The organism is Kocuria sp. LUK (assembly GCF_021012935.1).
Lineage (GTDB): Bacteria > Actinomycetota > Actinomycetes > Actinomycetales > Micrococcaceae > Kocuria > Kocuria flava.
The window spans coordinates 1-26,421 of record NZ_JAJMZI010000009.1 but is presented as its reverse complement, the minus strand read 5'-3'; the positions used below and the strand labels follow the sequence as shown (position 1 = coordinate 26,421).

Sequence of the window (26,421 nt, the reverse complement as noted above, 5' to 3'; positions counted from 1 at the left end):
CCGACCGCGCACGACGGCCCTGCGTGTGGCGTGCGTCACGTCCGTGACGCGCCGTGGAACGGCGGAACCCCGCCCCGCCGGGTGGCGGGACGGGGTTCCGTGGGGCGATCTCGCCGGGCCGGGGCCCGTCGATCAGCGCTTGGAGTACTGCGGGGCCTTGCGGGCCTTCTTGAGACCGGCCTTCTTGCGCTCGGTGACGCGGGCGTCACGGGTGAGGAAGCCGGCCTTCTTCAGCGACGGGCGGTTGTTCTCCGCGTCGATCTCGTTGAGGGCGCGGGCCACGCCCAGGCGCATCGCGCCGGCCTGGCCGGAGGGGCCGCCGCCGTGGATGCGGGCGATCACGTCGTAGGCGCCCTCGAGCTCCAGCAGCGCGAAGGGCTCGTTGACCTCCTGCTGGTGGAGCTTGTTCGGGAAGTAGTTCTCCAGGGTGCGCCCGTTGACGGTCCACTGGCCGGAGCCGGGGACGACGCGCACGCGGGCGACGGCCTCCTTGCGGCGGCCGACGGCCTGGCCGGAGACGGTCAGCGCGGGGCGCTCGCCGGTCGCGACGGCCTCGGGGGCGGCGGAGGACTCGGAGGTGTAGCTGGTCAGCTGCTCCTCGCCCTCGGCGGTGTACTGCTCGTCAGTGTTCTGAGCCACGATTCTCCTCGATCAGTTCTTGTCTCGTAGGCCCGGAATTACTGGGCGACCTGGGTGAACTCGAAGGTCTGCGGCTGCTGGGCACCGTGGGGGTGCTCCGGGCCGGCGTAGACCTTCAGCTTGGACATCTGCTGGGCGGCCAGCTTGTTCTTGGGGAGCATGCCGCGCACGGCCTTCTCCACGGCGCGCACCGGGTTCTTCTCGAGCAGCTCCGCGTAGGAGGTGGACTTGAGGCCGCCGGGGTAGCCGGAGTGCCGGTAGGCGCGCTTCTTCTCGAGCTTCGCGCCGGTCAGGGCCACCTTGTCGGCGTTGACGATGACGACGAAGTCGCCGCCGTCGACGTGAGGAGCAAAGGTCGGCTTGTGCTTTCCGCGCAGCAGCGTTGCGGTCTGGCTGGCAAGACGACCCAGGACGACGTCGGTGGCATCGATGACGTGCCACTGGCGCTGGATGTCACCGGGCTTCGGGGTGTACGTACGCACGTTATTTGCCTTCGTTCGGGTTCTCTCGGTGGCGCTAGTTGGGGTCACGCCGTTGCATCCGTGTGCCGTCCGGGGCTCGGGTGAGGGCCGAGCTGCATCCGGTGCCCGAGACCCCGGTGCACCGGCCGCCATGCGTCCTGCAACTGGACGGCGGATCCGGGTACACGTGAACCGAGGCGGGACACGCACAACAGCACTCCACGGTACCGGATCGGGCTCCCCGGCGCCACTCCCCGCCCGCGGACGCCCGCGCGCGCCGGTGCTACGCGGGGGGCGGCTGCGCGGGGTCCCGCCGGGCGCGGGTGGCCCGGGCGCGCTCGGCGACCGCGGCGTCCTCGGGGTAGCGGACCTCCTCGAGGACGAGCGGGTGGGGCGGTGCCATGAGGATGCGCGCGTCGCGCACCCGGTCGGCCAGCCGCTCCCCCAGCCAGCCGGTGGCCTCCCGGCCGGCCCCGACGCGCACGGCGGCGCCCACGACCGAGCGGACCATGTGGTGGCAGAAGGCGTCCGCCTCCAGGCCGAGGACCACGAGCCCGGCGGGGTCCCGCTCGACCGAAGCCGCGAGCATCTCGCGCACGGTGGTGGCGCCCTCGCGGGGGCGGCAGAAGGCGAGGAAGTCGTGCAGGCCCACCAGCTCCTGCAGCGCCGCGGCCATCGCCGGGACGTCGAGGACGTCGGGGGTCCACCAGGTCAGGTGCCGGGTGAGCGGGTCGAGACCGCCGGCGCCGTCGTCGATCCGGTAGCTGTACCGGCGGGCGACCGCCGAGAAGCGGGCGTCGAAGCCGGGGGGCGCCTCGCGCGCCGAGCGCACGACGACCGCGCCCGGGCACTCCGCCAGCCCCGCCGCGCGGCGGCCCCGGCCCAGGACGTGGCCGAGGGTCCCGGTCAGCCGCCGCACGAGCGCGTCCCCCGGGTCCTCGGCGCGCCCCCGGGCCAGGCCCGTCCACTCGGCGGCGCCGAGGTCGAGGTGGACGACCTGCCCGCGGGCGTGCACCCCCGCGTCCGTGCGCCCGGCGACGACGACGCGCACGGGCCGGCGCACGAGCAGCGCGAGGGCGTCCTCGAGGGCGCCCTGGACGGTGGGCCGTCCCGGCTGGCGCGCCCACCCCGAGAAGGGGGCGCCGTCGTAGGCCAGGTCCAGGCGCACGCGCACGGCGTGCGGGGCCGGGCCGGCGGCGGGCAGTGGGATCACGGTGCGGCTCCAGGGGTCTCGGGGCGGGCCCGGGGGGCCGCCGGGGGCGTGCGGGGGGCAGGCCCGGGCACGGCGACGCCGCCGGGGACGGTGTCCCCGGCGGCGTGCTCGGTGCGGTCGGCTCGGCTCAGCGCAGCTTCTGCGCGGCGGCACCGCCGGCCGGCTGGAAGCCGGCGGCCTCGGCGCTGGCCGGGGAGTCGAACCAGATCTCGGCGGTGGTGCCCGCGTACCAGCGCGAACCGGGCACGTGGTACTTCATCGAGTTCTTGTTGCCCTTGACGTCGAAGCCCTCGGGGGCCTCGCCGGACTCCAGCGGCGCGTGCGAGCCGGGGAACTCCGCCTCCGTGTTCTCGGCGGCGACGGCGGCGGCCTCCTCGGAGCCCACCTCCGGGGCCTGCTCCTGCGCGGGGATCTCCTCGGCGGTGACGTCCTCGGCGGTGGAGCCGGCCGGGGTGTCGACCGGCGCGGCCGGGGCGGGGGCGGCCTTCTCGGTGGCCCGCTCGGCCTCGGCGACGGTGGCCTTGGTCGCGACGGGCTCCATGACGAGCTCGATCACGGCCATGGGGGCGTTGTCGCCCTTGCGGTTGCCGATCTTGGTGATGCGCGTGTAGCCGCCGTTGCGGTCCTCCATCGCCGAGGCGATGGTGGTGAACAGCTCGTGGACCACGGACTTGTCGGAGAGCTGGGCGAGCACCCGGCGGCGGGCGGCCAGGTCACCGCGCTTGGCGAAGGTGATCAGGCGCTCGGCGTAGGGGCGCATCCGCTTGGCCTTGGTGACCGTGGTGGTGATGCGCTTGTGCTCGAACAGCTGCTGGGACAGGTTGGCCAGCATCAGGCGCTCGTGGGCGGGGCCGCCTCCGAGACGGGGACCCTTGGTGGGAGTAGGCATGGTTGTTGATCTCCTGGAAGGTCGTCCCCTCCGGGCCCAGGACCCGGCGGGACTTCAGAGGGAAGGATTACTGGTCGACGTCGTCGAACGGGTTCTCGTCGTCGATCGCGGCGGCGCGGGCGGCGAGGTCGAAACCGGGGGGCGAGTCCTTGAGGGAGAGGCCCAGGTCGACGAGCTTGGCCTTGACCTCGTCGATGGACTTCGCGCCGAAGTTGCGGATGTCCATCAGGTCCGCCTCGGAGCGGCCGACGAGCTCGCCCACGGTGTGGATGCCCTCGCGCTTGAGGCAGTTGTAGGACCGCACGGTCAGCTCGAGGTCCTCGATCGGCAGGGCCATGTCGGCGGCCATCGCGGCGTCGGTCGGCGAGGGGCCGATCTCGATGCCCTCGGCGGCCGCGTTCAGCTCGCGGGCCAGGCCGAACAGCTCGACCAGGGTGGTGCCGGCGGAGGCGACGGCGTCCCGCGGGGAGATGGCCTCCTTGGTCTCCACGTCCAGGACCAGCTTGTCGAAGTCGGTGCGCTGCTCGACGCGGGTGGCCTCCACGCGGAAGGTCACCTTGAGCACCGGGGAGTAGATGGAGTCGACCGGGATCCGGCCGATCTCCGCGTCCCCGGCCTTGTTCTGCGCCGCCGAGACGTAGCCGCGGCCCCGCTCGATGGTCAGCTCGAGCTCGAGCTGGCCCTTCGCGTTGAGGGTGGCGATGTGCAGGTCCGGGTTGTGGATCTCCACACCGGCCGGGGCCGTGATGTCCGCCGCGGTCACGACGCCGGGACCCTGCTTGCGCAGGTAGGCGACGACCGGCTCGTCCTGCTCCGAGGAGACGGCGAGCTTCTTGATGTTGAGGATGATCTCGGTGACGTCCTCCTTGACGCCCTCCACGGTGGAGAACTCGTGGAGCACCCCGTCGATGCGGATGCTGGTCACGGCAGCACCCGGGATCGAGGACAGCAGGGTGCGGCGGAGGGAGTTGCCGAGGGTGTAGCCGAAGCCGGGCTCGAGGGGTTCGATCACGAAGCGGGACCGGTTCTCGGCCACGACCTCTTCCGAGAGGGTGGGGCGCTGTGCGATGAGCACTGATGTTTCCTTTCAGCGGGCATCCGCCATATGACGACCGCAGGTGGTGGAAAACAGTTGGTGGGTGCGGACCGGTGCCCGGTCCGGTGTCGGCGCGCCGACCGGGCCCCGCAGTGCGCGGGGCCCGGTCGGTGCGCTCGCATCAGACGCGGCGGCGCTTCGGCGGGCGGCACCCGTTGTGCGCGCTCGGGGTGACGTCCGAGATCGAGCCGACCTCGAGGCCGGTGGCCTGGAGGGAGCGGATGGCGGTCTCGCGCCCGGAGCCCGGGCCCTTGACGAACACGTCCACCTTGCGCACGCCGTGCTCCTGCGCGCGCTTGGCGGCGGCCTCGGCGGCCATCTGGGCGGCGAACGGGGTGGACTTGCGCGACCCCTTGAACCCCATCTCGCCGGCGGAGGACCAGGAGAGGACGGCGCCGGTGGGGTCGGTGATGGTGACGATGGTGTTGTTGAACGTCGACTTGATGTGGGCCTGGCCCTGGACGATGTTCTTCTTGTCCTTGCGACGGGGCTTGCGTGCAGCCGCTGCGCGAGTCTTCGGGGGCATGGAGATCTCCTACGAGGTGTTCAGGAAGAGCGGTGAAGAGCGGGGTGGTGCCGCTCGGGGGACGCCGGGTCCCGGTGCACGAGCGGCAGCGGGCTACTTCTTCTTGCCGGCGACCGTGCGCTTGGGACCCTTGCGGGTGCGCGCGTTGGTCTTCGTGCGCTGTCCGTGCACCGGCAGGCCGCGGCGGTGGCGCAGGCCCTGGTAGCTGCCGATCTCGACCTTGCGGCGGATGTCGGCGGCGACCTCGCGCCGCAGGTCGCCCTCGACCTTGTAGTTGCCCTCGATGTAGTCGCGCAGCTCGACGAGCTGGGCGTCGGTGAGCTCGCGCACGCGCAGGTCGCCCGAGATGCCCGTGGCCTCGAGGGTGTCCAGCGCGCGGGTGCGTCCCACGCCGTAGATGTAGGTGAGCGCTACTTCCAGCCGCTTCTCACGGGGAAGGTCAACGCCAGCGAGACGTGCCATGTCGGCGGTTCTCCTTGTTCTTCTCCAGAGGTCTTCAGCATCGCTGCCCGGTCGGGACGTCGCCGTCCGCCGGTCCCCGGCCTCTGTTCCCGGGGGCACCCGCCCGGATCCCTCCGGTCGGGAGCGGTGCCTTGTCTAATCCACTTGCGTGGGGCAGCTCGGGCGGATCAGCCCTGGCGCTGCTTGTGGCGCGGGTTCTCGCAGATCACCATGACCCGGCCGTTGCGCCGGATCACCTTGCACTTGTCGCAGATCGGCTTCACGCTCGGCTGAACCTTCATCGCATTCCTTCGCGTCGTTCTCTCGAGTGGCGGCGGCCGGCGGCCGCCGGTCCTACTTGTAGCGGTAGACGATACGACCGCGGGTGAGGTCGTACGGGCTCAGCTCCACCACCACGCGGTCCTCGGGAAGGATCCGGATGTAGTGCTGGCGCATCTTGCCGGAGATGTGGGCGAGCACCAGGTGACCGTTGTTCAGCTCAACGCGGAACATCGCGTTGGGCAGAGCCTCGACCACAGTGCCCTCGATCTCGATGACTCCGTCTTTCTTGGCCATATCCTCCGCTAACTTCAGGGGCCCGCCGCCGGGGCGCCGGGCAGGGTTCGGGTGTTCTTGATCGTTAAACGCCGCAGCGGACCAGGGCGCGCGCACCATCACCGTTCGAAGGAGCGGGAGGGATCGGCGTGGTCCGGACAGTGCGGAATCGCTGGAGCACAGACAACCAACAGAACACTCTACGGCATGGGGCGGGCACGCCGCAACGCCGGTGCGCCGGGAGCACCGGTGGCGCTCCCGGCGCACCGGCGCGGGCGGGAGGGGCGGGCCGGGGGCTCCGGCCGGCGCGGGGCTCAGGCGGTCGCGGCGAGCTGGCCGCAGGCGCCGTCGATGTCGGAGCCGCGGGTGTCGCGCACGGTCGTGGGGATGCCGTGGGCGCGCAGGCGCTCGACGAAGTTCTGCTCGACCCCGGGCCGGGACGCGGTCCACTTCGACCCTGGGGTCGGGTTCAGCGGGATGGGGTTGACGTGCACCCAGCCGGTGCCGCGGGCGTTGAGCTTCTCCCCCAGCAGGTCGGCCCGCCAGCCGTGGTCGTTGATGTCCCGGATGAGCGCGTACTCGATGGAGACCCGCCGGCCGGTGACGTCGTAGTAGTCGCGGGCGGCGTCGAGCGCCTCGTCGACCTTCCACCGGGTGTTGATGGGGATCAGCTCGTCGCGCAGCTCGTCGTCGGGCGCGTGCAGGGACAGCGCCAGGGTGACGGGCAGCTTCTCCCGGGTGAACCGGCGGATCCCCGGGACGAGGCCCACCGTGGACATCGTGATGCCGCGGGCGGAGATGCCCAGGCCCTCCGGGGAGGGGTCGACGAGGCGGTGCACGGCCCCGAGGGTCGCCTTGTAGTTGGCCAGGGCCTCCCCCATGCCCATGAACACGATGTTGGACACCCGCAGCGGCTCCTGCTCGGCGCGGCCCACCCGGCCCCCGCGCAGCAGGCGCGCGCCCTGGACGACCTGTTCGACGATCTCGGCGGTGGAGAGGTTGCGGGTCAGCCCGGCCTGGCCCGTGGCGCAGAACGGGCAGTTCATCCCGCACCCGGCCTGGGAGGAGATGCACATGGTCACCCGGTTCGGGTAGCGCATGAGCACCGACTCGACCATCGCGCCGTCGAAGAGGCGGTGGACGGTCTTCAGGGTGGCGCCGCCGTCGGCCTCGAGGGTGCGGACCGGGCTCAGCAGCGGGGGCATCGCCCGGGCGACGAGCTCGGCGCGGCCCTCCGCCGGCAGGTCGGTCATGTCCTCCGGGTCGGTGGCCAGGCGGTCGAAGTAGTGCCGTGAGAGCTGGCCCGCGCGGAACGGCTTGTGGCCGAGCTCGGCGAGGAACTCGCGCCGGCCGGCCAGGTCGAAGTCGGCCAGGTGCCGGGGCGGCTTGCCGCGGCGGGGCGCGGTGAAGGTCAGCTGGCCGGGCTCGGGTCGGACGGTGAGCTCGAGCGGGGTCTCGGGCACGGGCTTCTCCTCGCGGGACGGGGGCGGTCGGGGCGGCGCGGTGGGGCTCAGTCCTCGGGCACCGGGACGGGGGTGACGCCCAGGGGCTCGAGCTCCGAGGCGCCGCCGTCCTCGGCGGTGAGCACCCAGATGCCGTCGGGGTGCAGGGCGACGGAGTGCTCCCACTGGCTGGAGCGGGCGCCGTCGGTGGTGACGACGGTCCAGTCGTCCTCCAGCACCCGCGTGCCGATGCCGCCGCGCACGAGCATGGGCTCGATCGCGAGCGCCATCCCGGCGCGCAGGCGCGGCCCGCGGTCGTTGCTGCGGAAGTTCAGGACGTCGGGGGCCATGTGCATCTTGGAACCGATGCCGTGGCCCACGTATTCCTCGAGGATCCCGAAGCGGTGGCCGGAGACCTCGCGCACGTAGTCCTCCACGGCCGCCCCGATGTCCCCGACGTGCGTGCCGGTGGCGACGGCGGCGATCCCGCGCCACATCGCCCGGCGGGTGGTCTCCGACAGCTCGGCGTCGGCGGGGTCGGGCCGGCCCAGCAGGACGGTGCGCGCGGAGTCCCCGTGCCAGCCGTCGACGACCGCCCCGCCGTCGATCGAGAGAATGTCGCCCTCCTGCAGCACCTGCTCGCCGGGGATGCCGTGGACGACGACCTCGTTGACGGACACGCACACGGTGGCCGGGTAGCCGAAGTAGCCGAGGAAGTTGGACGTCGCCCCGTGCTCGTCGAGCACGGCGCGGAACGCGGCGTCGAGGTCCGCGGTGGTCGCCCCGGGCACGGCGGCGGCCACGGCGGCGTCGAGGGCCCGCGAGGTCACCACCCCGGCGCGGCGCATGGTGCGCAGCTGGGCGTTGGTCTTGTACTCGATCCGGCGGCGGCCGAACATGCGGTGGTCCTTCCCGTCCGCCCGGCCCCGGGGTCCGGGGGCGGCGGCCGTGGTGTTAAACGTGAGACCCCCGGGGGTGCCCGGGGGCGTCACGGCGTGGGGCGGGGCTGCTCAGGCGAGCGCCGCCATGATGCGCCGGGTGACCTCGTCGACGGTGCCGAGACCGTCGACCTCGCGCACGAGGCCGCGCTGGGCGTAGAGGTCGACGACGACGGCCGTCTCGGCGTCGTAGACGTCGAGACGGTGGCGGATGACGTCCTCGGTGTCGTCGGTGCGCCCCTCCTTCTGGGCGCGGCCGAGCAGGCGCTGGACGAGCTCCTCGTTGTCGGCCGTCAGCTGGAGCACGACGTCGAGCTCCTGGTCCAGCTCCCGCAGGATCCCGTCCAGCTCCTCCACCTGCGCGGCGTTGCGCGGGTAGCCGTCGAGCAGGAACCCCTCGGCGGTGTCGCCCTCCCCCAGGCGCTCCCGCACCATGCGGTTGGTCACCGAGTCCGGCACGAGGTCCCCGGCGTCGATGTAGCGCTTGGCCTCCTGGCCCAGCGGGGTCTGCGCCTTGATGTTGGCGCGGAAGATGTCGCCGGTGGAGATCGCCGGCACGCCCAGCTCCTCCGAGATGCGCACGGCCTGGGTGCCCTTGCCGGCCCCCGGCGGGCCGATGATGAGCATGCGGGTCATGAGGTCTCCTTGCGGTCGGGAACGGGTGCGGGCCCAGTCTAGCGGCCGGACCCGCACCGGCCCGGGCTCAGCGCAGCAGGCCCTCGTAGTGGCGCTGCTGGAGCTGGGCCTCGATCTGCTTCACCGTGTCCAGCCCGACGCCCACCATGATCAGCAGGGACGGCCCGCCGAAGGGGAAGTTCTGGTTGGCGTCGACCATCACGAGGGCGACCAGCGGGATCATCGACACGATCCCGAGGTACAGGGCGCCGGGGAAGGTGATGCGGGTCAGCACGTACTGCAGGTAGCGCTCGGTGGGCCGGCCCGCGCGGATGCCCGGGATGAAGCCGCCGTAGCGCTTCATGTTGTTGGAGACCTCCTCCGGGTTGAACGTGATGGACACGTAGAAGTACGTGAAGAACACGATCATGAGGAAGTACAGCACCATGTAGACCGGGTGGTCGCCGGTGACGAGGTAGGTGTTGATCCAGGTGACCCACCCGGGGATGTCCGTGCCGGTCTCGGGCATCCCGAACTGCGCCAGCATGCCCGGGAGCATGAGCATGGAGGAGGCGAAGATGATCGGGATGACCCCGGCCATGTTCACCTTCAGGGGGATGTAGGTGGTGGTGCCGCCGATGGTGCGCCGGCCCACCATGCGCTTGGCGTACTGGACGGGCACGCGCCGCTGGGACTGCTCGACGAAGACCACGCACGTGATCACGACGAGGCCCACGGCCAGCACGGCGAGGAACACGCCCCACCCCTTGGTGCGCAGGATGTCGCCGAGGGCGGAGGGGAAGGTCGCGGCGATCGAGGTGAAGATCAGCAGCGACATCCCGTTGCCGACGCCCTTCTCGGTGATGCGCTCGCCGAGCCACATGATGATCGCCGTGCCGGCGGTCATGGTGATCACCATGATGACGACCGTGAGGATCGTGTCCTCCGGGATCACCGGCAGCGGGCAGTCCCCCAGCAGGGCGCCGGAGCGGGCCAGGGAGACGATCGTTGTCGCGTTGAGCAGCGCCAGCCCGATCGTGAGGTAGCGCGTGTACTGGGTCAGCTTCGTCTGCCCCTGCGCGCCCTCCTCGTGCAGCTCCTGGAAGCGCGGGATGACGACCCGCAGCAGCTGGGTGATGATGCTCGCGGTGATGTAGGGCATCACGCCCAGGGCGAAGACCGACAGCTGCAGCAGGGCGCCGCCGCTGAAGAGGTTGACCATGTCGTAGATCCCGCCCGTGGTGGTCCCCAGGGCGAGGCACTGCTGGACGTTGCCGTAGTCCACCCCGGGGGCGGGGACGAAGGTGCCCAGGCGGTAGAGCACGATGAGGCCGAGGGTGATCCCCAGCTTGCGTCGCAGGTCGGGCGTTCGCAACGCCCGGCCGAAAGCGCTGAGCACATGTCCTCCTAGAGAGACGGGTCCGACCGGCGTCCGGCCGCGGGGGGGGTGGGGAGTCCGGGAGCGCGGTCCCGGGGTCCGCGCGCGACGGGCACGGACGACCCTGCGCGCCAGTCTAACGAACGCGCCGGTGCCCGGCCCTCCGGGTCCCGGCGTGCCGGTGCACCCGGGACGGGTCAGGCCCCGCCCACGCTGGCGTGGACGGGGCCTGACCGGTGCGCCGCGGCCCCGGGCTGTGCCCGGGGCCGCGGCGCGCGCTCACAGCGCGGTGGTGCTGCCGCCGGCGGCGGCGATCTTCTCGGCCGCGGAGCCGGAGAAGGCGTGCGCCGTCACGTCGACCGCCACGGCGATCTCGCCGGTGCCCAGGACCTTGACGGGCTGGTTCTTGCGGACCGCGCCCTTGGCCACGAGCGAGTCGACCGTGACCTGGCCGCCCTCCGGGAACAGCTCCGCGAGCCGGTCCAGGTTCACGACCTGGTACTCGACGCGGAAGGGGTTCTTGAACCCGCGCAGCTTCGGCAGCCGCATGTGCAGCGGCAGCTGGCCGCCGGCGAAGCCGGCCTTGACCTGGTAGCGGGCCGCCGTGCCCTTGGTGCCGCGACCGGCGGTCTTGCCCTTGGAGCCCTCACCGCGACCCACGCGGGTCTTGGCGGTGCGGGCGCCGGGGGCCGGGCGCAGGTGGTGCACCTTCAGCGCGTGCACCTTCTCGCCGTTGCCGGCGGTGTTCTCTGCAGTGTTCTCTGCCATGTCAGTTGGCCTCCTCGACCTTGACCAGGTGGGCGACGGTGTTGACCATGCCCGCGGTCACCCCGTCGGCCTTCCGGACCACCACGTTGCCCGGCCGCTTCAGGCCGAGGGACCGCAGCGTGTCCCGCATGTTCTGCTTCTGGCCGACCACCGAGCGGACCTGCGTGATGCGCAGCTCCGTGCCGTCGGGCTGGATACGCTTGCCGGACATCAGGCACCTGCCTTCTGGATGGAGCGCAGCAGCGGACCGGGGACGACCTCGTCGATGGGCATGCCGCGGCGTGCCGCCACGGCCGCCGGCTCCTCGAGCTGGCGGAGCGCCTCGATCGTTGCGTGCACGATGTTGATCTGGTTCGACGAGCCCAGCGACTTGGAGAGCACGTCGTGGATGCCGGCGCACTCGAGCACGGCGCGCACCGGACCGCCGGCGATCACACCGGTACCGGGGGTCGCCGGGCGGAGCATGACGACGCCCGCGGCGGCCTCGCCCTGGACGCGGTGCGGGATGGTGCGGTCCTCGACGCGGGGAACGCGGAAGAAGTTCTTCTTCGCCTCCTCGACGCCCTTGGAGATCGCGGCCGGCACCTCCTTCGCCTTGCCGTAGCCGACACCGACCATGCCGTTGCCGTCACCGACGACGACGAGGGCGGTGAAGCTGAAGCGGCGCCCGCCCTTGACGACCTTGGAGACGCGGTTGATGGTCACGACGCGCTCGAGGAACTTGTCCTTCTCCTCGTCGCGCCCGCCGCGGCCGCCACGGCCGCCGCGCTCGCCACGGCCCCCGCGCTCACCGCGGCCGCCGCGCTCGCCACGGCCCCCGCGGTCGCCGCGGGAGTCCTGGGAGCGGGTGGTCTCGGTGGACTGCTGGGCCCCGGTCGCCTCCGTGGAGGCAGTGCTGGCTTCCGTCACCTGGGTTTCCTTCTCGTTGTTCTGCTCGCTCACAGTGCCAGACCTCCCTCACGGGCGCCGTCGGCCACGGCCGCCACACGACCGTGGTACTTGTTGCCGCCGCGGTCGAAGACGACGGCCTCGATGCCGGCGGCCTTGGCGCGCTCGGCCACGAGCTCGCCGACGCGCTTGGCCTTGGCGGTCTTGTCCGCCTCGGTGCCGCGCAGGTCGGCCTCCATGGTGGAGGCCGAGGCGACGGTGACGCCCTTGGTGTCGTCGACGACCTGGACGAACACGTGCCGGGCCGAGCGGTTGACGACCAGGCGGGGGCGGACCGCGGTGCCGGTGAGGTGCTTGCGCACCCGGGCGTGGCGGCGGCCGCGGGCGGCGGCCTTGGACTTGCCCTTGATCTTCAGAGCCATGATTACTTACCAGCCTTTCCGGCCTTGCGGCGGATCTGCTCGCCGGCGTACCGCACACCCTTGCCCTTGTAGGGCTCGGGGGCGCGCAGGCCGCGGATCTTGGCGGCGACGTGGCCGACCTGCTGCTTGTCGATGCCGTTGACGGTCAGCTTGTTGACGCCCTCGACGGCGAAGGAGATGCCCTCCGGGGCCTTGAAGGTGACCGGGTGGCTGTAGCCCAGGGCGAACTCGAGGTCCTGGCCCTTGGCCTGCACGCGGTAGCCGGTGCCCACGATCTCGAGGCCCTTGGAGTAGCCCTGGGAGACGCCCTGGATCATGTTGGCGATCAGGGTGCGGGTCAGCCCGTGCAGCGAGCGGGACTCCCGCTCGTCGTTCGGCCGCGAGACCGTGAGGGTGCCGTCCTCGAGGGCGACGGTGATGGGGGCCGCGACGGTGTGCTGCAGCTGCCCCTTGGCGCCCTTGACGGTGACGAGGGCGCCGTCGACGGCGACCTCCACACCGGCGGGAACGGAGATGGGGAGACGTCCGATACGTGACATGTTCTCTTCCTTTCCTGTTCCCGGACTACCAGACGTACGCGAGGACTTCGCCGCCCACGCCCTTCTTCGCGGCCTGCTTGTCGGTCAGCAGCCCGGAGGAGGTGGACAGGATGGCGATGCCCAGGCCGCCCAGGACCTTGGGGAGGTTGGTGGACTTGGCGTAGACCCGCAGGCCCGGCTTCGAGATGCGCCGGACGCCCGCGATGGAGCGTTCACGGTTGGGGCCGAACTTCAGGGACAGCGTGAGGGTCTTCCCGACCTCGGCCGCCTCCTCCGTCCAGTCGGCGATGTAGCCCTCGGCCTTGAGGATCTCCGCCACGCGGGCCTTGAGCTTGGAGTACGGCATGCTCACGGTGTCGTGGTAGGCGGAGTTGGCGTTGCGCAGACGCGTCAGCATGTCCGCGACAGGATCTGTCATTGTCATTTTGGGGGCACGTGCCCTTCCTCGTCCCGGTTTCCGCCGGCGCCGTGGGCGCTCGGTCCGGACCTGGAACGTAGCCGGTTCAGTTGGTCTTGAAGGGGAACCCGAGCGCCTTCAGCAGCGCGCGGCCCTCGTCGTCGGTCTTCGCGGTGGTGACCACCGTGATGTCCATGCCGCGCACGCGGTCGATCCGGTCCTGGTCGATCTCGTGGAACATGGACTGCTCGGTGAGGCCGAAGGTGTAGTTGCCGTTGCCGTCGAACTGGCGGTCGGACAGCCCGCGGAAGTCGCGGATGCGCGGCAGGGCCAGGGTCACCAGGCGGTCGAGGAACTCCCACATCCGGTCGCCGCGCAGCGTGGTGTGCGCGCCGATGGGCATGCCCTCGCGGAGCTTGAACTGCGCGATGGACTTCTTGGCGCGGGTCACGAGCGGCTTCTGGCCGGTGATCGCGGTGAGGTCGCGCACGGCGCCGTCGATGAGCTTGGAGTCCTTGGCGGCGTCGCCGACGCCCATGTTCACGACGACCTTGACGACGCGCGGGATCTCCATGACGTTGCCGTAGCCGAACTGCTCCTGCAGCGCGGGGACGACCGTCTCCTGGTACTTGGTCTTGAAGCGCGGGCTCATGCTGGTCTCGATGGTCTCGGTCATCACAGGTCCTTGCCGGTGCTCTTGGAGACGCGGATCCGGACGGTCTTCTGGCGCCCGTCGCGCTCCACGGTCTCGGTGCGGTAGCCGACGCGGGTCGGCTTCTGGGTCTCCGGGTCCACGAGCGCCACGTTCGAGATGTGGATGGGCGCCTCGACCTTCTGGATGCCGCCGGCCTCGCCCTGCATGGAGGCCTTGCGGTGGCGGGTCACCACGTTGATGCCCTCCACGACGACCTTGGAGGTCTCGGGGATCACGCGCAGGACCTTGCCCTGCTTGCCCTTGTTGTCCTTGCTGCCGGAGATGACCTGCACCAGGTCGCCGGTCTTGATCTTGAACTTCGCCATGGTCAGAGCACCTCCGGGGCCAGCGAGATGATCTTCATGAACTTCTTGTCGCGCAGCTCGCGGCCGACCGGCCCGAAGATGCGCGTACCACGGGGGTCGCCGTCGTTCTTGAGGATCACCGCGGCGTTCTCGTCGAACTTGATGTAGGAGCCGTCGGGACGACGGCGCTCCTTCTTCGTGCGGACGATGACGGCCTTGACCACGTCGCCCTTCTTGACGTTGCCGCCGGGGATCGCGTCCTTGACGGTGGCGACGATGATGTCGCCGATGCCTGCGTAGCGGCGTCCGGATCCACCGAGAACGCGGATGGTCAGGATTTCCTTCGCACCCGTGTTGTCGGCGACCTTCAGCCGCGACTCCTGCTGAATCACTGAATCTCTCCTGTCGTCACGCCGGTTCCAACACCGTTCGAGAGCACGGTGCGGGCCTTGCGGAACAGCTTGTCGGATGATGTGCCCTCCCCCGGCGTCGCACGCCGGACCGGGCCCAGCCCTCCATGCCAGGAGCATCTGAACCCGCCACCAGGGGGCGCGGGGCGCCCTGCACGCGGTCATTATGCGCTGGCACGAAGAGCTGTGGGGCGTACGGGCACGCGAATCGGCCCATACAAGCTCACCAGCCTAGCACAGCGGGGGGCGCCGGCGCGCGGGCCGGCACGCAGACCGGCGGCCCGCCCCTTCGCGTCGAAGGGACGGGCCGCCGGTGCGGGAGGCTCTAGCGAGCCCGGCTCACTTGGCCTTCTCGAGGATCTCCACGATGCGCCACCGCTTGCTGGCGGACAGCGGGCGGGTCTCGGAGATGAGGACGAGGTCGCCGACGCCGGCGGTGTTCTCCTCGTCGTGGGCCTTGACCTTCGACGAGCGGCGCATGACCTTGCCGTACAGGGCGTGCGTGACGTTGTCCTGCAGCTGCACGACGACGGTCTTGTCCATCTTGTCGGAGACCACGTAGCCGCGGCGGGTCTTGCGCTCGCCGCGCTCGGGAGCCTGCTCGGCGCCGGAGTTGATCTGCTCGGTCACTTGGCGTCCTCCTCGGAGGTGTTGGCGGCGGCCGCGTCGGCGTCCGCCTGGGGCCGGATGCCCAGCTCGCGCTCGCGCAGTACCGTGTAGATGCGGGCGATGTCACGCTTGACGGCCTTCAGGCGGCCGTTGTTCTCGAGCTGACCGGTCGCGGACTGGAAGCGGAGGTTGAACAGCTCCTCCTTCGACTTGCGCAGCGCCTCGGTCAGAGCGTTGTCGTCGAGAGCCGCGAGGTTCTCGATGCTCAGATCCTTGGATCCAACAGCCACTCTCATTCACCACCTTCGCGACGCACGATGCGCGCCTTCATCGGGAGCTTGTGGATCGCCAGGCGGAGCGCCTCACGGGCGACCTCCTCGGACACGCCGGAGAGCTCGAACATGACGCGGCCCGGCTTGACGTTGGCGACCCACCACTCGGGCGAGCCCTTGCCGGAGCCCATGCGGGTCTCGGCGGGCTTCTTGGTCAGGGGACGGTCCGGGTAGATGTTGATCCAGACCTTGCCGCCACGCTTGATGTGGCGGGTCATGGCGATACGGGCGGCCTCGATCTGACGGTTCGTCACGTAGGCCGGCGTGAGCGCCTGGATGCCCCACTCGCCGAAGGCGACGGTGGTGCCGCCCTTGGCAGCACCGGACCGCTTGGGGTGGTGCTGCTTGCGGTACTTCACACGACGTGGGATGAGCATTTACTTACCACCCTCTGCGTTGGTCGCCTCGGCGGCCGGGGCCTGGGAGGCGGTGGCGTCGGGACGCTCACGGCGCCCGCCACGGTCGGTACGGTCATTGCGACGACGGCGCTCGCCACCGGCCGGGCCGCCGCGGCGGTCGCCGCCGCGGCCGCGCGACGGGGCGGCGGCCTGCTGGGCCGCCAGTTCCTTGGCGGTGAGGTCACCCTTGTAGATCCAGACCTTCACGCCGATGCGACCGAAGGTGGTCTTGGCCTCGAAGAAGCCGTAGTCGATGTTCGCGCGCAGGGTGTGCAGGGGCACACGGCCCTCGCGGTAGAACTCCGAGCGGCTCATCTCGGCCCCGCCGAGACGGCCGGAGCACTGGATCCGGATGCCCTTGGCGCCGGCCCGCTGCGCGGACTGGATGGCCTTCTTCATGGCACGGCGGAACGCCACGCGGGAGGCGAGCTGCTCCGCGACGCCCTGCGCGACCAGCTGGGCATCGGTCTCGGGGTTCTTGACCTCGAGGATGTTCAGCTGGATCTGCTTGCCGGTGAGCTTCTCGAGCTCGCCGCGGATGCGGTCGGCCTCGGCGCCGCGGCGGCCGATGACGATGCCCGGGCGGGCCGTGTGGATGTCCACGCGCACCCGGTCACGGGTCCGCTCGATCTCGACCTTGGCGATGCCGGCGCGCTCCATGCCCGTGGACATGAGCTTGCGGATCTTCACGTCCTCGCGGACGTAATCCTTGTAGCGCTGGCCCTCCTTGGTGGAGTCCGCGTACCAGTGCGACACGTGGTCGGTGGTGACGCCCAGCCGGAACCCGTGCGGGTTGATCTTCTGTCCCACTTAGCGGACCTCCTCGTTCTCCGGGGTCGCCACGACCACGGTGATGTGGCTCGTGCGCTTGTTGATGCGGTAGGCGCGGCCCTGGGCGCGCGGCTGGAACCGCTTCATCGTGGGGCCCTCGTCGACGAAGGCCTCGCTCACGACGAGCTCCTCCTCCTTGAACGGCAGCCCGTCGCGGTCGGCGAGCTGACGCGCGTTGGCGACCGCCGACTGGAGGACCTTGAACACCGGCTCCGAAGCGCCCTGGGGGGCGAACTTCAGGATCGCCAGAGCCTCGTTCGCCTGCTGGCCACGAATCAGGCTGACGACGCGCCGGGCCTTCATAGGCGTCACGCGGATGTAGCGCGCAGATGCCTTGGCTTCCATTGCTTTCCTTCTCTCGTCTTCTCGAAGTGCGAGCACGGCCGATCCCGGAGGATCAGCGGCGCTTGCCCTTCTTGTCGTCCTTCACATGGCCGCGGAAGGTCCGCGTCGGGGCGAACTCGCCGAGCTTGTGCCCGACCATCGACTCGGTGATGAACACGGGGATGTGCTTGCGCCCGTCGTGCACGGCGATCGTGTGGCCCAGCATGTCGGGGACGATCATCGAGCGGCGGGACCACGTCTTGATGACGTTCTTGGTGCCCTTGTCGTTCTCCTTGGCGACCTTCAGGTAAAGGTGCTGATCGACGAAAGGGCCCTTCTTCAGGCTGCGTGGCATGGGTCAGGCTCCTTAGCGCTTGTTCTTGCCGGTGCGACGACGGCGGACGATGAGCTTGTCGCTCTCCTTGTTGGGGCGGCGCGTGCGGCCCTCGGGCTTGCCGTTCGGGTTCACCGGGTGGCGACCACCGGAGGTCTTGCCCTCGCCACCACCGTGGGGGTGGTCCACCGGGTTCATGACGACGCCGCGGACGGTCGGGCGGATGCCCTTCCACCGGTTGCGCCCGGCCTTGCCCCAGTTGATGTTGGACTGCTCGGCGTTGCCGACCTCGCCGATCGTCGCGCGGCAGCGGACGTCGACGTTGCGGATCTCGCCGGAGGGCAGGCGCAGCTGGCCGTACTTGCCCTCCTTGGCCACGAGCTGGACCGAGGCGCCGGCCGAGCGGGCGAGCTTGGCGCCGCCGCCCGGGCGCAGCTCCACGGCGTGGATCACGGTGCCGACGGGGATGTTGCGCAGCGGCAGGTTGTTGCCGGGCTTGATGTCGGCACCGGGGCCGGACTCGACGACGTCGCCCTGGGCGAGCTTGTTCGGCGCGATGATGTAGCGCTTGGAGCCGTCCACGTAGTGCAGCAGCGCGATGCGCGCCGTGCGGTTCGGGTCGTACTCGATGTGCGCGACCTTGGCGTCGACGCCGTCCTTGTCGTGGCGGCGGAAGTCGATGACGCGGTACTGGCGCTTGTGCCCGCCGCCCTTGTGCCGGGTGGTGATGCGGCCGGAGCTGTTGCGCCCGCCGCTCTTGGGCAGGGGCCGGACCAGCGACTTCTCGGGGGTCGAGCGCGTGATTTCTGCGAAGTCGGCAACGGACGAGCCGCGACGGCCCGGGGTTGTCGGCTTGTGCTTGCGGATAGCCATGTGTCAGTTCCTCGTTTAAGTGGTCTCCGCTCAGGCGAGCGGACCGCCGAAGATGTCGATGGTGCCGTCCTTGAGGGTCACAACGGCACGCTTGGTGCCCTTGCGCTGACCCCAGCCGAAGCGCGTGCGCTTCCGCTTGCCGACACGGTTGATGGTGTTCACGGACTCGACCTTGACGCCGAAGATCTTCTCGACGGCGTACTTGATCTCGGTCTTGTTGGCGTCCGGCGCGACGAAGAACGTGTAGCGGCCCTCGTCGATGAGCCCGTAGGACTTCTCCGAGACGACCGGCGCGATGATCACGTCGCGGGGGTCCTTGATGGTGGTCGCGCTCACTTGGCGTCCTCCTGCTTCTTCTTGCTGGCGGCGGCCACGAAGGACTCGAAGGCGTCCTTGGTGAACACCACGTCGTCGGAGACGAGCACGTCGTACGTGTTCAGCTGGTCGGCGTAGACGGAGTGCACGCCGGCCAGGTTGCGGACCGAGAGCGCGGCGACGTCCTCGGTGCGGCCCAGGACGACCAGCACGCTGCGGCGCTCGGTCAGCCCGAGCAGCGCGGCCCGGGCGCCCTTGGTGGAGGGCACGGAGCCCTCGACGAGGGACTCCACCACGTGCACGCGGCCGTTGCGGGCCCGGTCGGAGAGGGCACCGCGCAGGGCGGCGGCCTTCATCTTCTTGGGGGTCCGCTGCGAGTAGTCGCGCGGGGTCGGGCCGTGCACGATCCCGCCGCCGGTCATGTGCGGGGCACGGATCGAGCCCTGGCGCGCGCGGCCGGTGCCCTTCTGCTTGAAGGGCTTGCGGCCGGCGCCGGAGACCTCGGCGCGGGTCTTGGTCTTGTGCGTGCCCTGGCGCGCCGCGGCCAGCTGGGCGACGACGACCTGGTGCAGCAGCGGCACGTTGGTCTGGACGTCGAAGATCTCGGCGGGCAGGTCGACGTTGACGGTCTGAGTTGCCATGGTCTATCAGGCTCCCTTCACTGCGGAACGGACGAGGACGACCGAACCCTTGGGGCCCGGCAGGGCGCCCTTGATGAGCAGCAGGGAGTTCTCGGCGTCCACGGCGTGAACGGTGAGGCTCTGCGTCGTGTGACGGACGGCGCCCATGCGGCCCGCCATGCGCATGCCCTTGAACACGCGAGCGGGGTAGGACGCGCCGCCGATCGATCCCGGCTTGCGGTGGTTCTTGTGGGCACCGTGGGAGGCGCCGACGCCGGCGAAGCCGTGGCGCTTCATGACACCGGCCGTGCCCTTGCCCTTGGTCGTGCCGATGACGTCGACCTTCTGGCCGGCCTCGAACAGCTCGACGGACAGCTCCTGGCCGAGCTCGTAGGTGTCGGCGTCGGCGGTGCGCAGCTCGACGACGTGGCGGCGGGGGGTGACGCCCGCCTTCTCGAAGTGGCCGGCCAGCGGCTTGGTGACCTTGCGGGGGTCGACGGCGCCGAAGCCGATCTGCACGGCGGCGTAGCCGTCGCGGTCCTGGGTGCGCAGCTGGGTCACGACGTTGGAGTCCGCCTTGACGACGGTCACCGGCACGAACTTCCCGTTCTCGTCCCAGACCTGGGTCATGCCGAGCTTGGTGCCCAGCAGGCCCTTCACCTGGCGTTCGAAAGTGGTAGTCATTGGGATGCGGTCCTCTTTACAGCTTGATTTCGATGTTCACGTCGGCCGGCAGGTCGAGGCGCATGAGCGAGTCGACGGCCTTCGGCGTGGGGTCGATGATGTCGATCAGCCGCTTGTGGGTGCGCATCTCGAAGTGCTCACGGCTGTCCTTGTACTTGTGCGGCGAGCGGATGACGCAGTACACGTTCTTCTCCGTCGGCAGCGGCACGGGGCCGACCACCGTCGCGCCGGCGCGCGTCACCGTCTCAACGATCTTCCGGGCCGAGACGTCGATGACCTCGTGGTCATAGGACTTCAGCCGGATGCGGATTTTCTGTCCCGCCATGGCGTCGTGACTCTCTTTCTTCAAGTACTTCCCTGTGACGGAGCTGGCGCTCCTTGTGCATGGCGCCCTGAGGGCGGACGCCGCTCCCCGCAGGCTGAATCCGGGAGTCCCGGGTTCCTCACCCTGCTGGAGCACCGACCCCCGAACTCGGGCGTGTCGCCGCGTGCGGAGCACACGGGCGCACCGGGTTCCTGGATGCGGGGCGGGTCGTATGTGGTCCGTCCGTGGCAGCGGCATCGGCTGCTGGCCCTCGGTTCTGCTTCGGAGCCCTGTCCTGCTTCGGGGCTGACCGGTTCGAACCGCTGAGAGCACACGGCGGCGCTTGAACAACGTCGTCCATCCTGCCAGAGATCCCGGGCGGGCGCAAACGGCGGCGGCCCTCCCCCGCCCCGGTCCGCGGGCGGCCCGCGGACCGGGGCGGGCGGCCCGCGGACCGGGGCGGGCGGCCCGCGGACCGGGGCGGCCGGCGCGCTCCCGGAACGCGCAGGACCCCCCGCCGCGGGTGCGGCGGGGGGTCCTGCGCTGACCGGTCAGGCAGTCCGGGAGGAACTACTTGATGATCTTGGTGACACGGCCGGAGCCGACGGTGCGCCCGCCCTCGCGGATCGCGAAGCCGAGGCCCTCCTCCATGGCGATCGGCTGGATGAGCTCGACCGTCATCTCGGTGTTGTCGCCGGGCATGACCATCTCGGTGCCCTCGGGCAGCGTGATGACGCCGGTGACGTCGGTGGTCCGGAAGTAGAACTGCGGACGGTAGTTCGAGTAGAACGGGTTGTGCCGGCCGCCCTCCTCCTTGGAGAGGATGTAGACGTTGGCCTCGAAGTCGGTGTGCGGGGTGATGGAGCCCGGCTTGCACACGACCTGGCCGCGCTCGACGTCGTCGCGCTTGAGACCGCGCAGCAGCAGGCCGCAGTTCTCGCCCGCCATGGCCTCGTCCATCTGCTTGTGGAACATCTCGATGCCGGTGACGGTGGTCTTCTGGACCGGGCGGATGCCGACGATCTCGACCTCCGAGTTGATCGGCAGAGTGCCGCGCTCGGCACGGCCGGTCACCACGGTGCCGCGGCCGGTGATGGTGAAGACGTCCTCGATCGGCATGAGGAACGGCTTGTCCATGTCGCGGACCGGGTCCGGCACGTTCTCGTCCACGGCCTCCATGAGCTCCTCGACGGACTTGACCCACTCGGGGTCGCCCTCGAGGGCCTTGAGCGCGGAGACGCGCACGACGGGGGCGTTGTCGCCGTCGAAGCCCTGGTCGGAGAGGAGCTCGCGCACCTCCATCTCGACGAGGTCCAGCAGCTCCTCGTCCTCGACCATGTCGGACTTGTTCAGGGCCACGAGCAGGTAGGGCACGCCCACCTGGCGGGCGAGCAGCACGTGCTCGCGGGTCTGCGCCATGGGGCCGTCGGTGGCGGCGACCACGAGGATCGCGCCGTCCATCTGCGCCGCACCGGTGATCATGTTCTTGACGTAGTCGGCGTGGCCCGGGGCGTCCACGTGGGCGTAGTGCCGCTTCTCCGTCTGGTACTCGATGTGGGAGATGTTGATGGTGATGCCGCGCTGCTTCTCCTCCGGGGCGGAGTCGATGGCACCGAAGTCGCGCTGCTCGTTGATGTCCGGGTACTTGTCGGCCAGGACCTTGGAGATGGCGGCGGTGAGCGTGGTCTTGCCGTGGTCGACGTGGCCGATGGTGCCGATGTTGACGTGCGGCTTGCTGCGCTCGAACTTGGCCTTCGCCATGGTTGTTCCTCCTAGAACATGTGTGGAAACTTGCTCAGCGATCCCCGCGGCGCGTCGCGCGCCCGGTGGAGCGAGGCGATCAGCAGTACTGAAACCTCGGCAAGTCTACGTGGGGTGTCGTCTTTTGATGAAATTTTCCCGGCCGGGGCCGAGGGGTGGTGCTTACTCGCCGCGGTTCTTCTGGATGATCTCGTCGGCGACGGCCTTCGGGACCTCCGAGTAGCTGTCGAACTGCATCGAGTAGACGGCGCGGCCCTGGGTCTTGGAGCGCAGGTCGCCGATGTAGCCGAACATCTCGGACAGCGGCACGAGCGCCTTGACCAGCTTCACGCCGGTGACGTCCTCCATGGACTGGATCTGGCCACGGCGGGAGTTCAGGTCGCCGATGACCTCGCCCATGTACTCCTCGGGGGTGCGCACCTCGACCGCCATCAGCGGCTCGAGCAGGACCGGGCTGGCCTTGCGCGCGCCCTCCTTGAAGACCATGGAGCCGGCGATCTTGAAGGCCATCTCCGAGGAGTCGACGTCGTGGTAGGCGCCGTCGATGAGCGTCGCCTTCACGCCGACCACCGGGTAGCCGGCGAGGATGCCCAGCTGCATGGCGTCCTGGATGCCGGCGTCCACCGAGGGGATGTACTCGCGGGGGACGCGGCCGCCGGTGACCTTGTTGTCGAACTCGTAGAGCTCCTCGGCGTCCAGCGGCAGCGGCTCGAAGGAGACCTGGACCTTCGCGAACTGGCCGGACCCGCCCGTCTGCTTCTTGTGGGTGTAGTCGACCTTCTCGACGGCCTTCTTGATGGTCTCGCGGTAGGCCACCTGGGGCTTGCCGACGTTGGCCTCGACCTTGAACTCGCGCTTCATGCGGTCCACCAGGATGTCCAGGTGGAGCTCGCCCATGCCGCCGATCTCGGTCTGGCCGGTCTCCTCGTTGAGGGACACGGTGAACGTGGGGTCCTCGGCGGAGAGCTTCTGGATCGCGGTGGACAGCTTCTCCTGGTCGCCCTTGGTCTTGGGCTCGATCGCCACGGAGATCACGGGCTCGGGGAAGGTCATCGACTCGAGCACGATCGGGTTCTGCGGGTCGCAGAGGGTGTCACCGGTGGTGGTGTCCTTCAGCCCGATGGCCGCGTAGATGTGGCCCACACGGATCTCGTCGACCGGGTTCTCCTTGTTGGAGTGCATCTGGAACAGCTTGCCGATGCGCTCCTTCTTGCCCTTGGTCGAGTTGAGCACCTGCTCGCCGTTGACGGCCTTGCCCGAGTAGACGCGGATGTAGGTCAGCTGCCCGTAGAACGGGTGGGCGGCGACCTTGAACGCGAGGGCGGAGAAGGGGGCGCTGTAGTCGACCGGACGGGTGAGGATCTCCTCCTCGTCGTTCAGGGCGTGGCCCTGCACGTTGGGGACGTCCAGCGGGGAGGGCAGGAAGTCGATGACCGCGTCGAGCATCGGCTGCACGCCGCGGTTCTTGAACGCGGAGCCGCACAGCACGGGGTAGGCCTCGGAGTTGATGGTCAGCTTCCGGATGCCGGCCTTGAGCTCCTCGAGGGTGAGCTCCTCGCCGCCGAGGTACTTCTCCATGAGCTCGTCGTCGGACTCGGCGACGGTCTCGACCAGCTGGTTGCGGTACTCCTCGGCACGCTCCTGGAGATCGGCGGGGATGTCCTCGATCTCGTACTTGGCGCCCATGGTGACGTCGCCCTTGGAGTCGCCGGGCCACACGAAGGCCTTCATGGTCAGCAGGTCCACGACACCGGTGAAGGCGGACTCCGCGCCGATCGGCAGCTGCATCACCAGCGGCTTGGCCCCGAGCCGGTTGATGATGGTGTCGACGGTGAAGTAGAAGTCGGCGCCCAGCTTGTCCATCTTGTTGACGAAGCAGATGCGGGGGACGTCGTACTTGTCGGCCTGGCGCCAGACCGTCTCCGACTGGGGCTCGACGCCCTCCTTGCCGTCGAAGACCGCCACGGCGCCGTCGAGCACGCGCAGGGAGCGCTCGACCTCGACCGTGAAGTCCACGTGGCCGGGGGTGTCGATGATGTTGATCTGGTTGTCGTGCCAGTAGCAGGACGTCGCGGCCGACGTGATCGTGATGCCGCGCTCCTGCTCCTGGGCCATCCAGTCCATCGTGGAGGCACCGTCGTGGGTCTCGCCGAGCTTGTGGCTGATGCCGGTGTAGAACAGGATGCGTTCGGTCGTGGTGGTCTTGCCGGCATCGATGTGGGCCATGATGCCGATGTTGCGGACCTTCTTCAGGTCGGTAAGCACGTCGAGTGCCACGGTGTTTCCCTTCAGGAGATGGTGCCGGCGGCCTGCCGGCCCGGTGGGGCCGGCAGGCCGGAGAAGATTCTACCAGCGGTAGTGGGCGAAGGCCTTGTTGGACTCAGCCATCTTGTGGGTGTCCTCGCGGCGCTTCACGGCGGCACCGAGACCGTTGGACGCGTCCAGGATCTCGTTCTGCAGGCGCTCCGTCATGGTGTTCTCGCGGCGGAGCTTGGAGTAGCCCACGAGCCAGCGCAGCGACAGCGCCTGGGCGCGGCCGGGCTTGACCTCGACGGGCACCTGGTAGGTGGCGCCGCCGACGCGGCGGGACTTGACCTCGAGGGCCGGCTTGACGTTCTCCAGGGCCTTCTTGAGGGTGGCCACGGGGTCGGCGCCGGTCTTGCCGCGCACGCCCTCGAGCGCGCCGTAGACGATGCGCTCGGCGGTGGACTTCTTGCCGTCCTGGAGGACCTTGTTGATCAGCTGCGTGACGACCGGCGAGCCGTAGACGGGGTCGACGACGAGCGGGCGCTTGGGAGCGGGACCCTTACGAGGCATTACTTCTTCTCCTTCTTGGCGCCGTAGCGGGAGCGGGCCTGCTGGCGGCCCTTGACACCCTGGGTATCGAGGGCGCCGCGGACGATCTTGTAGCGGACACCCGGGAGGTCCTTCACGCGGCCGCCGCGCACGAGCACGATGGAGTGCTCCTGCAGGTTGTGGCCCTCGCCCGGGATGTAGGCGGTGACCTCGACGCCGCCGTTGAGCTTCACGCGGGCGACCTTGCGCAGCGCGGAGTTCGGCTTCTTCGGGGTGGTGGTGTAGACGCGGGTGCACACGCCGCGCTTCATGGGGCTGCCCTTGAGCGCGGGCGCCTTGGTCTTGACGACCTTGGGGGTCCGGCCCTTGCGGACCAGCTGCTGGATGGTAGGCACTGTGTCTCCTGATCGGACGGGCCGCGCCGGCGGCCCGCTGGGATGGTCGGCTCCTCCTCCCCCGGTGCGGGACCGGGGGCGGGGACGGCGTCCCGGGTGCTGCCGGCGCGGCCGGGGCCGCACACCGGTGCCCGGGAGTTTCCGTGGGCAGACGAAAAGGATGGCATTTCGGCACATGCTGCGTGCCGGAGGACCGGGTCCGTTCTGCCATTGATTCCCGCGGTTCCCGCCGCCGCACGGGGCGAGGGCAGGGACCTTGCAATTCCACGACAGCCTATCAGAGAGGCCCCGCCCCCGGAAACCGGGGCGGGCTCAGCGGCCGGCGGCGGCGAGGTCCGCGGAGATCCGGCGGGCGCACTCGAGCAGCGGGGGCACGACGTCGCGCCGGGGGTCGGTGCCCGCGGCCCCCGGCACGCCCACGCGCATGGAGACGTTCACGGCGGCGACCACGCGGCCGGCGCCGTCGTGGACGGGGGCCGCCACGGAGCACAGCCCCGCCTCGAGCTCCTGGTCCACGAGCGCCCAGCCCTGGGCGCGGACCGTGCGCAGATCCTCCTCGAGCAGGGCGCGGTCGGTGAGGGTGCGGTCGGTGCGGGCCTCGAGGCGGGCGGTGCGGAAGTACTCCGCGAGCTCGTCGGGCCCGAGCCCGGCGAGCAGCACCCGGCCCATCGACGTGGCGTGGGCGGGGAAGCGGGTGCCCACGGCGATGGCCACGGTCATGATCCGGCGGGTGGCGACCCGGGCGACGTAGACGATGTCGGTGCCGTCGAGCACGGAGGCCGAGGTGGACTCCTCCAGCAGCGCGGACAGGGCCTCGAGGTGCGGGCCCGCCAGCGCCGGCAGCGACAGGGCGGACAGGTAGGCGTAGCCGAGCCGGAGCACCTTGGGGGTGAGCTCGAACAGCCGCCCGTCGGTGCGCACGTAGCCGAGCTCCTCGAGGGTCAGCAGGAAGCGTCGCGCGGTGGCGCGGGTGAGGCCGGTGCGCCGTGCGACGTCGCTGAGGGTCATCCGGGGGTGCCCGGCGTCGAAGGCGGAGATCACCTCCAGCCCGCGTGCGAGGGACTGGACGAACTGGCCGCCGGGGCCCCGCTCCCCCGCGGGCGTGCTCGGCTCGGGCTCGGTCACGGGGGCCTCCTCGGGGGGGGGGGGGGGGGGGGGGGGGGGGGGGGGGGGGGGGGGGGGGGGGGGGGGGGGGGGGGGGGGGGGGGCCCCGGGGGGGGGGGGGGGGG

The 26,421-nt window shown here is 70.3% G+C and carries 38 protein-coding genes; all 38 read right to left on the bottom strand.

What is annotated here, in order from left to right; genetic code table 11:
• Window positions 1-132: 132 nt before the first annotated feature.
• The 38 genes from rpsI to LQU92_RS14145 all read right to left on the bottom strand — a co-directional run bounded on the left by rpsI (window position 133) and on the right by LQU92_RS14145 (window position 26,317).
• A complete protein-coding gene (gene rpsI / locus LQU92_RS14330; RefSeq protein ID WP_058859338.1) occupies window positions 133-639 on the bottom strand; it encodes a 30S ribosomal protein S9 in 507 nt (168 codons plus the stop codon).
• A gap of 38 nt (window positions 640-677) precedes the next feature.
• Window positions 678-1,121, bottom strand: coding sequence for a 50S ribosomal protein L13 (gene rplM, locus LQU92_RS14325; protein WP_058859339.1), 444 nt, complete (start codon window positions 1,119-1,121; stop codon window positions 678-680).
• A gap of 262 nt (window positions 1,122-1,383) precedes the next feature.
• Window positions 1,384-2,304, bottom strand: a complete 921-nt coding sequence (locus LQU92_RS14320; protein WP_255667626.1) for a tRNA pseudouridine synthase A — start codon at window positions 2,302-2,304, stop codon at window positions 1,384-1,386.
• Between the two features lie 136 nt (window positions 2,305-2,440).
• Window positions 2,441-3,202 carry a 50S ribosomal protein L17 gene (gene rplQ, locus LQU92_RS14315; protein WP_101851920.1) on the bottom strand — a complete coding sequence of 254 codons (762 nt, stop codon included), beginning with the start codon at window positions 3,200-3,202 and terminating at the stop codon, window positions 2,441-2,443.
• A gap of 67 nt (window positions 3,203-3,269) precedes the next feature.
• Window positions 3,270-4,277: a DNA-directed RNA polymerase subunit alpha gene (locus LQU92_RS14310; protein ID WP_058859341.1), complete on the bottom strand. Its 1,008-nt coding sequence runs from the start codon at window positions 4,275-4,277 to the stop codon at window positions 3,270-3,272.
• Window positions 4,278-4,419: 142 nt separating this feature from the next.
• Entirely contained in the window at window positions 4,420-4,824 is a 405-nt protein-coding gene (rpsK, locus tag LQU92_RS14305; RefSeq protein WP_058859342.1) for a 30S ribosomal protein S11, read from the bottom strand.
• Between the two features lie 93 nt (window positions 4,825-4,917).
• Window positions 4,918-5,286, bottom strand: coding sequence for a 30S ribosomal protein S13 (gene rpsM, locus LQU92_RS14300; protein ID WP_058859343.1), 369 nt, complete (start codon window positions 5,284-5,286; stop codon window positions 4,918-4,920).
• 167 nt (window positions 5,287-5,453) lie between these two features.
• Window positions 5,454-5,567, bottom strand: a complete 114-nt coding sequence (rpmJ, locus tag LQU92_RS14295) for a 50S ribosomal protein L36 (protein ID WP_017833320.1) — start codon at window positions 5,565-5,567, stop codon at window positions 5,454-5,456.
• A gap of 52 nt (window positions 5,568-5,619) precedes the next feature.
• Complete coding sequence (infA, locus tag LQU92_RS14290) at window positions 5,620-5,841, bottom strand: translation initiation factor IF-1 (RefSeq protein WP_017833319.1); 222 nt, start codon at window positions 5,839-5,841, stop codon at window positions 5,620-5,622.
• Window positions 5,842-6,134: 293 nt separating this feature from the next.
• Window positions 6,135-7,283: a 23S rRNA (adenine(2503)-C(2))-methyltransferase RlmN gene (gene rlmN / locus LQU92_RS14285; protein ID WP_101851919.1), complete on the bottom strand. Its 1,149-nt coding sequence runs from the start codon at window positions 7,281-7,283 to the stop codon at window positions 6,135-6,137.
• A 47-nt stretch (window positions 7,284-7,330) separates the two neighbouring features.
• Complete coding sequence (gene map / locus LQU92_RS14280; RefSeq protein ID WP_230781379.1) at window positions 7,331-8,161, bottom strand: type I methionyl aminopeptidase; 831 nt, start codon at window positions 8,159-8,161, stop codon at window positions 7,331-7,333.
• A gap of 111 nt (window positions 8,162-8,272) precedes the next feature.
• Window positions 8,273-8,836: an adenylate kinase gene (locus tag LQU92_RS14275; protein ID WP_230781378.1), complete on the bottom strand. Its 564-nt coding sequence runs from the start codon at window positions 8,834-8,836 to the stop codon at window positions 8,273-8,275.
• 67 nt (window positions 8,837-8,903) lie between these two features.
• A complete protein-coding gene (gene secY / locus LQU92_RS14270) occupies window positions 8,904-10,214 on the bottom strand; it encodes a preprotein translocase subunit SecY (RefSeq protein WP_230781377.1) in 1,311 nt (436 codons plus the stop codon).
• Between the two features lie 258 nt (window positions 10,215-10,472).
• On the bottom strand, window positions 10,473-10,961 hold the full coding sequence (gene rplO / locus LQU92_RS14265; RefSeq protein ID WP_058859348.1) for a 50S ribosomal protein L15: 489 nt from the start codon (window positions 10,959-10,961) through the stop codon (window positions 10,473-10,475).
• Between the two features lies 1 nt (window position 10,962).
• The gene (gene rpmD / locus LQU92_RS14260) at window positions 10,963-11,172 is read right to left on the bottom strand and encodes a 50S ribosomal protein L30 (protein WP_058859349.1); all 210 of its coding nucleotides are present in this window, start codon (window positions 11,170-11,172) and stop codon (window positions 10,963-10,965) included.
• Window positions 11,172-11,903, bottom strand: coding sequence for a 30S ribosomal protein S5 (rpsE, locus tag LQU92_RS14255; protein WP_058859350.1), 732 nt, complete (start codon window positions 11,901-11,903; stop codon window positions 11,172-11,174). The genes rpmD and rpsE overlap by 1 nt, the downstream gene beginning before the upstream one ends.
• Window positions 11,900-12,271, bottom strand: a complete 372-nt coding sequence (rplR, locus tag LQU92_RS14250) for a 50S ribosomal protein L18 (RefSeq protein WP_058859351.1) — start codon at window positions 12,269-12,271, stop codon at window positions 11,900-11,902. The genes rpsE and rplR overlap by 4 nt, the downstream gene beginning before the upstream one ends.
• Window positions 12,272-12,273: 2 nt before the next feature.
• Window positions 12,274-12,810: a 50S ribosomal protein L6 gene (gene rplF / locus LQU92_RS14245; RefSeq protein WP_058859352.1), complete on the bottom strand. Its 537-nt coding sequence runs from the start codon at window positions 12,808-12,810 to the stop codon at window positions 12,274-12,276.
• 25 nt (window positions 12,811-12,835) lie between these two features.
• Window positions 12,836-13,234, bottom strand: a complete 399-nt coding sequence (gene rpsH / locus LQU92_RS14240) for a 30S ribosomal protein S8 (RefSeq protein WP_058859353.1) — start codon at window positions 13,232-13,234, stop codon at window positions 12,836-12,838.
• 79 nt (window positions 13,235-13,313) lie between these two features.
• A complete protein-coding gene (gene rplE / locus LQU92_RS14235; RefSeq protein WP_101851915.1) occupies window positions 13,314-13,883 on the bottom strand; it encodes a 50S ribosomal protein L5 in 570 nt (189 codons plus the stop codon).
• A complete protein-coding gene (rplX, locus tag LQU92_RS14230; protein ID WP_058859355.1) occupies window positions 13,883-14,227 on the bottom strand; it encodes a 50S ribosomal protein L24 in 345 nt (114 codons plus the stop codon). The genes rplE and rplX overlap by 1 nt, the downstream gene beginning before the upstream one ends.
• Window positions 14,228-14,229: 2 nt before the next feature.
• Window positions 14,230-14,598: a 50S ribosomal protein L14 gene (gene rplN, locus LQU92_RS14225; protein ID WP_017833306.1), complete on the bottom strand. Its 369-nt coding sequence runs from the start codon at window positions 14,596-14,598 to the stop codon at window positions 14,230-14,232.
• A 357-nt stretch (window positions 14,599-14,955) separates the two neighbouring features.
• Window positions 14,956-15,246, bottom strand: coding sequence for a 30S ribosomal protein S17 (gene rpsQ, locus LQU92_RS14220; RefSeq protein WP_058859356.1), 291 nt, complete (start codon window positions 15,244-15,246; stop codon window positions 14,956-14,958).
• The gene (gene rpmC, locus LQU92_RS15070; RefSeq protein WP_058859357.1) at window positions 15,243-15,515 is read right to left on the bottom strand and encodes a 50S ribosomal protein L29; all 273 of its coding nucleotides are present in this window, start codon (window positions 15,513-15,515) and stop codon (window positions 15,243-15,245) included. The genes rpsQ and rpmC overlap by 4 nt, the downstream gene beginning before the upstream one ends.
• Before the next feature lie 2 nt (window positions 15,516-15,517).
• Window positions 15,518-15,934, bottom strand: a complete 417-nt coding sequence (gene rplP, locus LQU92_RS14210; RefSeq protein ID WP_058859358.1) for a 50S ribosomal protein L16 — start codon at window positions 15,932-15,934, stop codon at window positions 15,518-15,520.
• A complete protein-coding gene (gene rpsC / locus LQU92_RS14205; protein ID WP_058859359.1) occupies window positions 15,935-16,765 on the bottom strand; it encodes a 30S ribosomal protein S3 in 831 nt (276 codons plus the stop codon).
• Entirely contained in the window at window positions 16,766-17,131 is a 366-nt protein-coding gene (gene rplV, locus LQU92_RS14200) for a 50S ribosomal protein L22 (RefSeq protein ID WP_058859360.1), read from the bottom strand. It lies immediately after the preceding gene.
• Between the two features lie 52 nt (window positions 17,132-17,183).
• The gene (rpsS, locus tag LQU92_RS14195; RefSeq protein WP_058859361.1) at window positions 17,184-17,465 is read right to left on the bottom strand and encodes a 30S ribosomal protein S19; all 282 of its coding nucleotides are present in this window, start codon (window positions 17,463-17,465) and stop codon (window positions 17,184-17,186) included.
• 12 nt (window positions 17,466-17,477) lie between these two features.
• Window positions 17,478-18,317 carry a 50S ribosomal protein L2 gene (rplB, locus tag LQU92_RS14190; RefSeq protein WP_058859362.1) on the bottom strand — a complete coding sequence of 280 codons (840 nt, stop codon included), beginning with the start codon at window positions 18,315-18,317 and terminating at the stop codon, window positions 17,478-17,480.
• Window positions 18,318-18,347: 30 nt separating this feature from the next.
• A complete protein-coding gene (gene rplW / locus LQU92_RS14185) occupies window positions 18,348-18,653 on the bottom strand; it encodes a 50S ribosomal protein L23 (RefSeq protein ID WP_230781376.1) in 306 nt (101 codons plus the stop codon).
• A complete protein-coding gene (rplD, locus tag LQU92_RS14180) occupies window positions 18,650-19,273 on the bottom strand; it encodes a 50S ribosomal protein L4 (protein WP_101851914.1) in 624 nt (207 codons plus the stop codon). The genes rplW and rplD overlap by 4 nt, the downstream gene beginning before the upstream one ends.
• Before the next feature lie 6 nt (window positions 19,274-19,279).
• Window positions 19,280-19,936, bottom strand: coding sequence for a 50S ribosomal protein L3 (rplC, locus tag LQU92_RS14175; protein ID WP_058859365.1), 657 nt, complete (start codon window positions 19,934-19,936; stop codon window positions 19,280-19,282).
• A 16-nt stretch (window positions 19,937-19,952) separates the two neighbouring features.
• Complete coding sequence (rpsJ, locus tag LQU92_RS14170) at window positions 19,953-20,261, bottom strand: 30S ribosomal protein S10 (RefSeq protein WP_003803825.1); 309 nt, start codon at window positions 20,259-20,261, stop codon at window positions 19,953-19,955.
• Window positions 20,262-20,810: 549 nt separating this feature from the next.
• The gene (gene tuf / locus LQU92_RS14165) at window positions 20,811-22,001 is read right to left on the bottom strand and encodes an elongation factor Tu (RefSeq protein ID WP_058859366.1); all 1,191 of its coding nucleotides are present in this window, start codon (window positions 21,999-22,001) and stop codon (window positions 20,811-20,813) included.
• Between the two features lie 162 nt (window positions 22,002-22,163).
• Window positions 22,164-24,278, bottom strand: coding sequence for an elongation factor G (fusA, locus tag LQU92_RS14160; protein ID WP_230781375.1), 2,115 nt, complete (start codon window positions 24,276-24,278; stop codon window positions 22,164-22,166).
• Between the two features lie 69 nt (window positions 24,279-24,347).
• On the bottom strand, window positions 24,348-24,818 hold the full coding sequence (gene rpsG, locus LQU92_RS14155) for a 30S ribosomal protein S7 (RefSeq protein WP_058859368.1): 471 nt from the start codon (window positions 24,816-24,818) through the stop codon (window positions 24,348-24,350).
• Window positions 24,818-25,192, bottom strand: coding sequence for a 30S ribosomal protein S12 (rpsL, locus tag LQU92_RS14150; protein ID WP_017833291.1), 375 nt, complete (start codon window positions 25,190-25,192; stop codon window positions 24,818-24,820). The genes rpsG and rpsL overlap by 1 nt, the downstream gene beginning before the upstream one ends.
• Before the next feature lie 312 nt (window positions 25,193-25,504).
• Complete coding sequence (locus LQU92_RS14145; protein ID WP_230781374.1) at window positions 25,505-26,317, bottom strand: IclR family transcriptional regulator C-terminal domain-containing protein; 813 nt, start codon at window positions 26,315-26,317, stop codon at window positions 25,505-25,507.
• Between the last annotated feature and the right edge of the window lie 104 nt (window positions 26,318-26,421).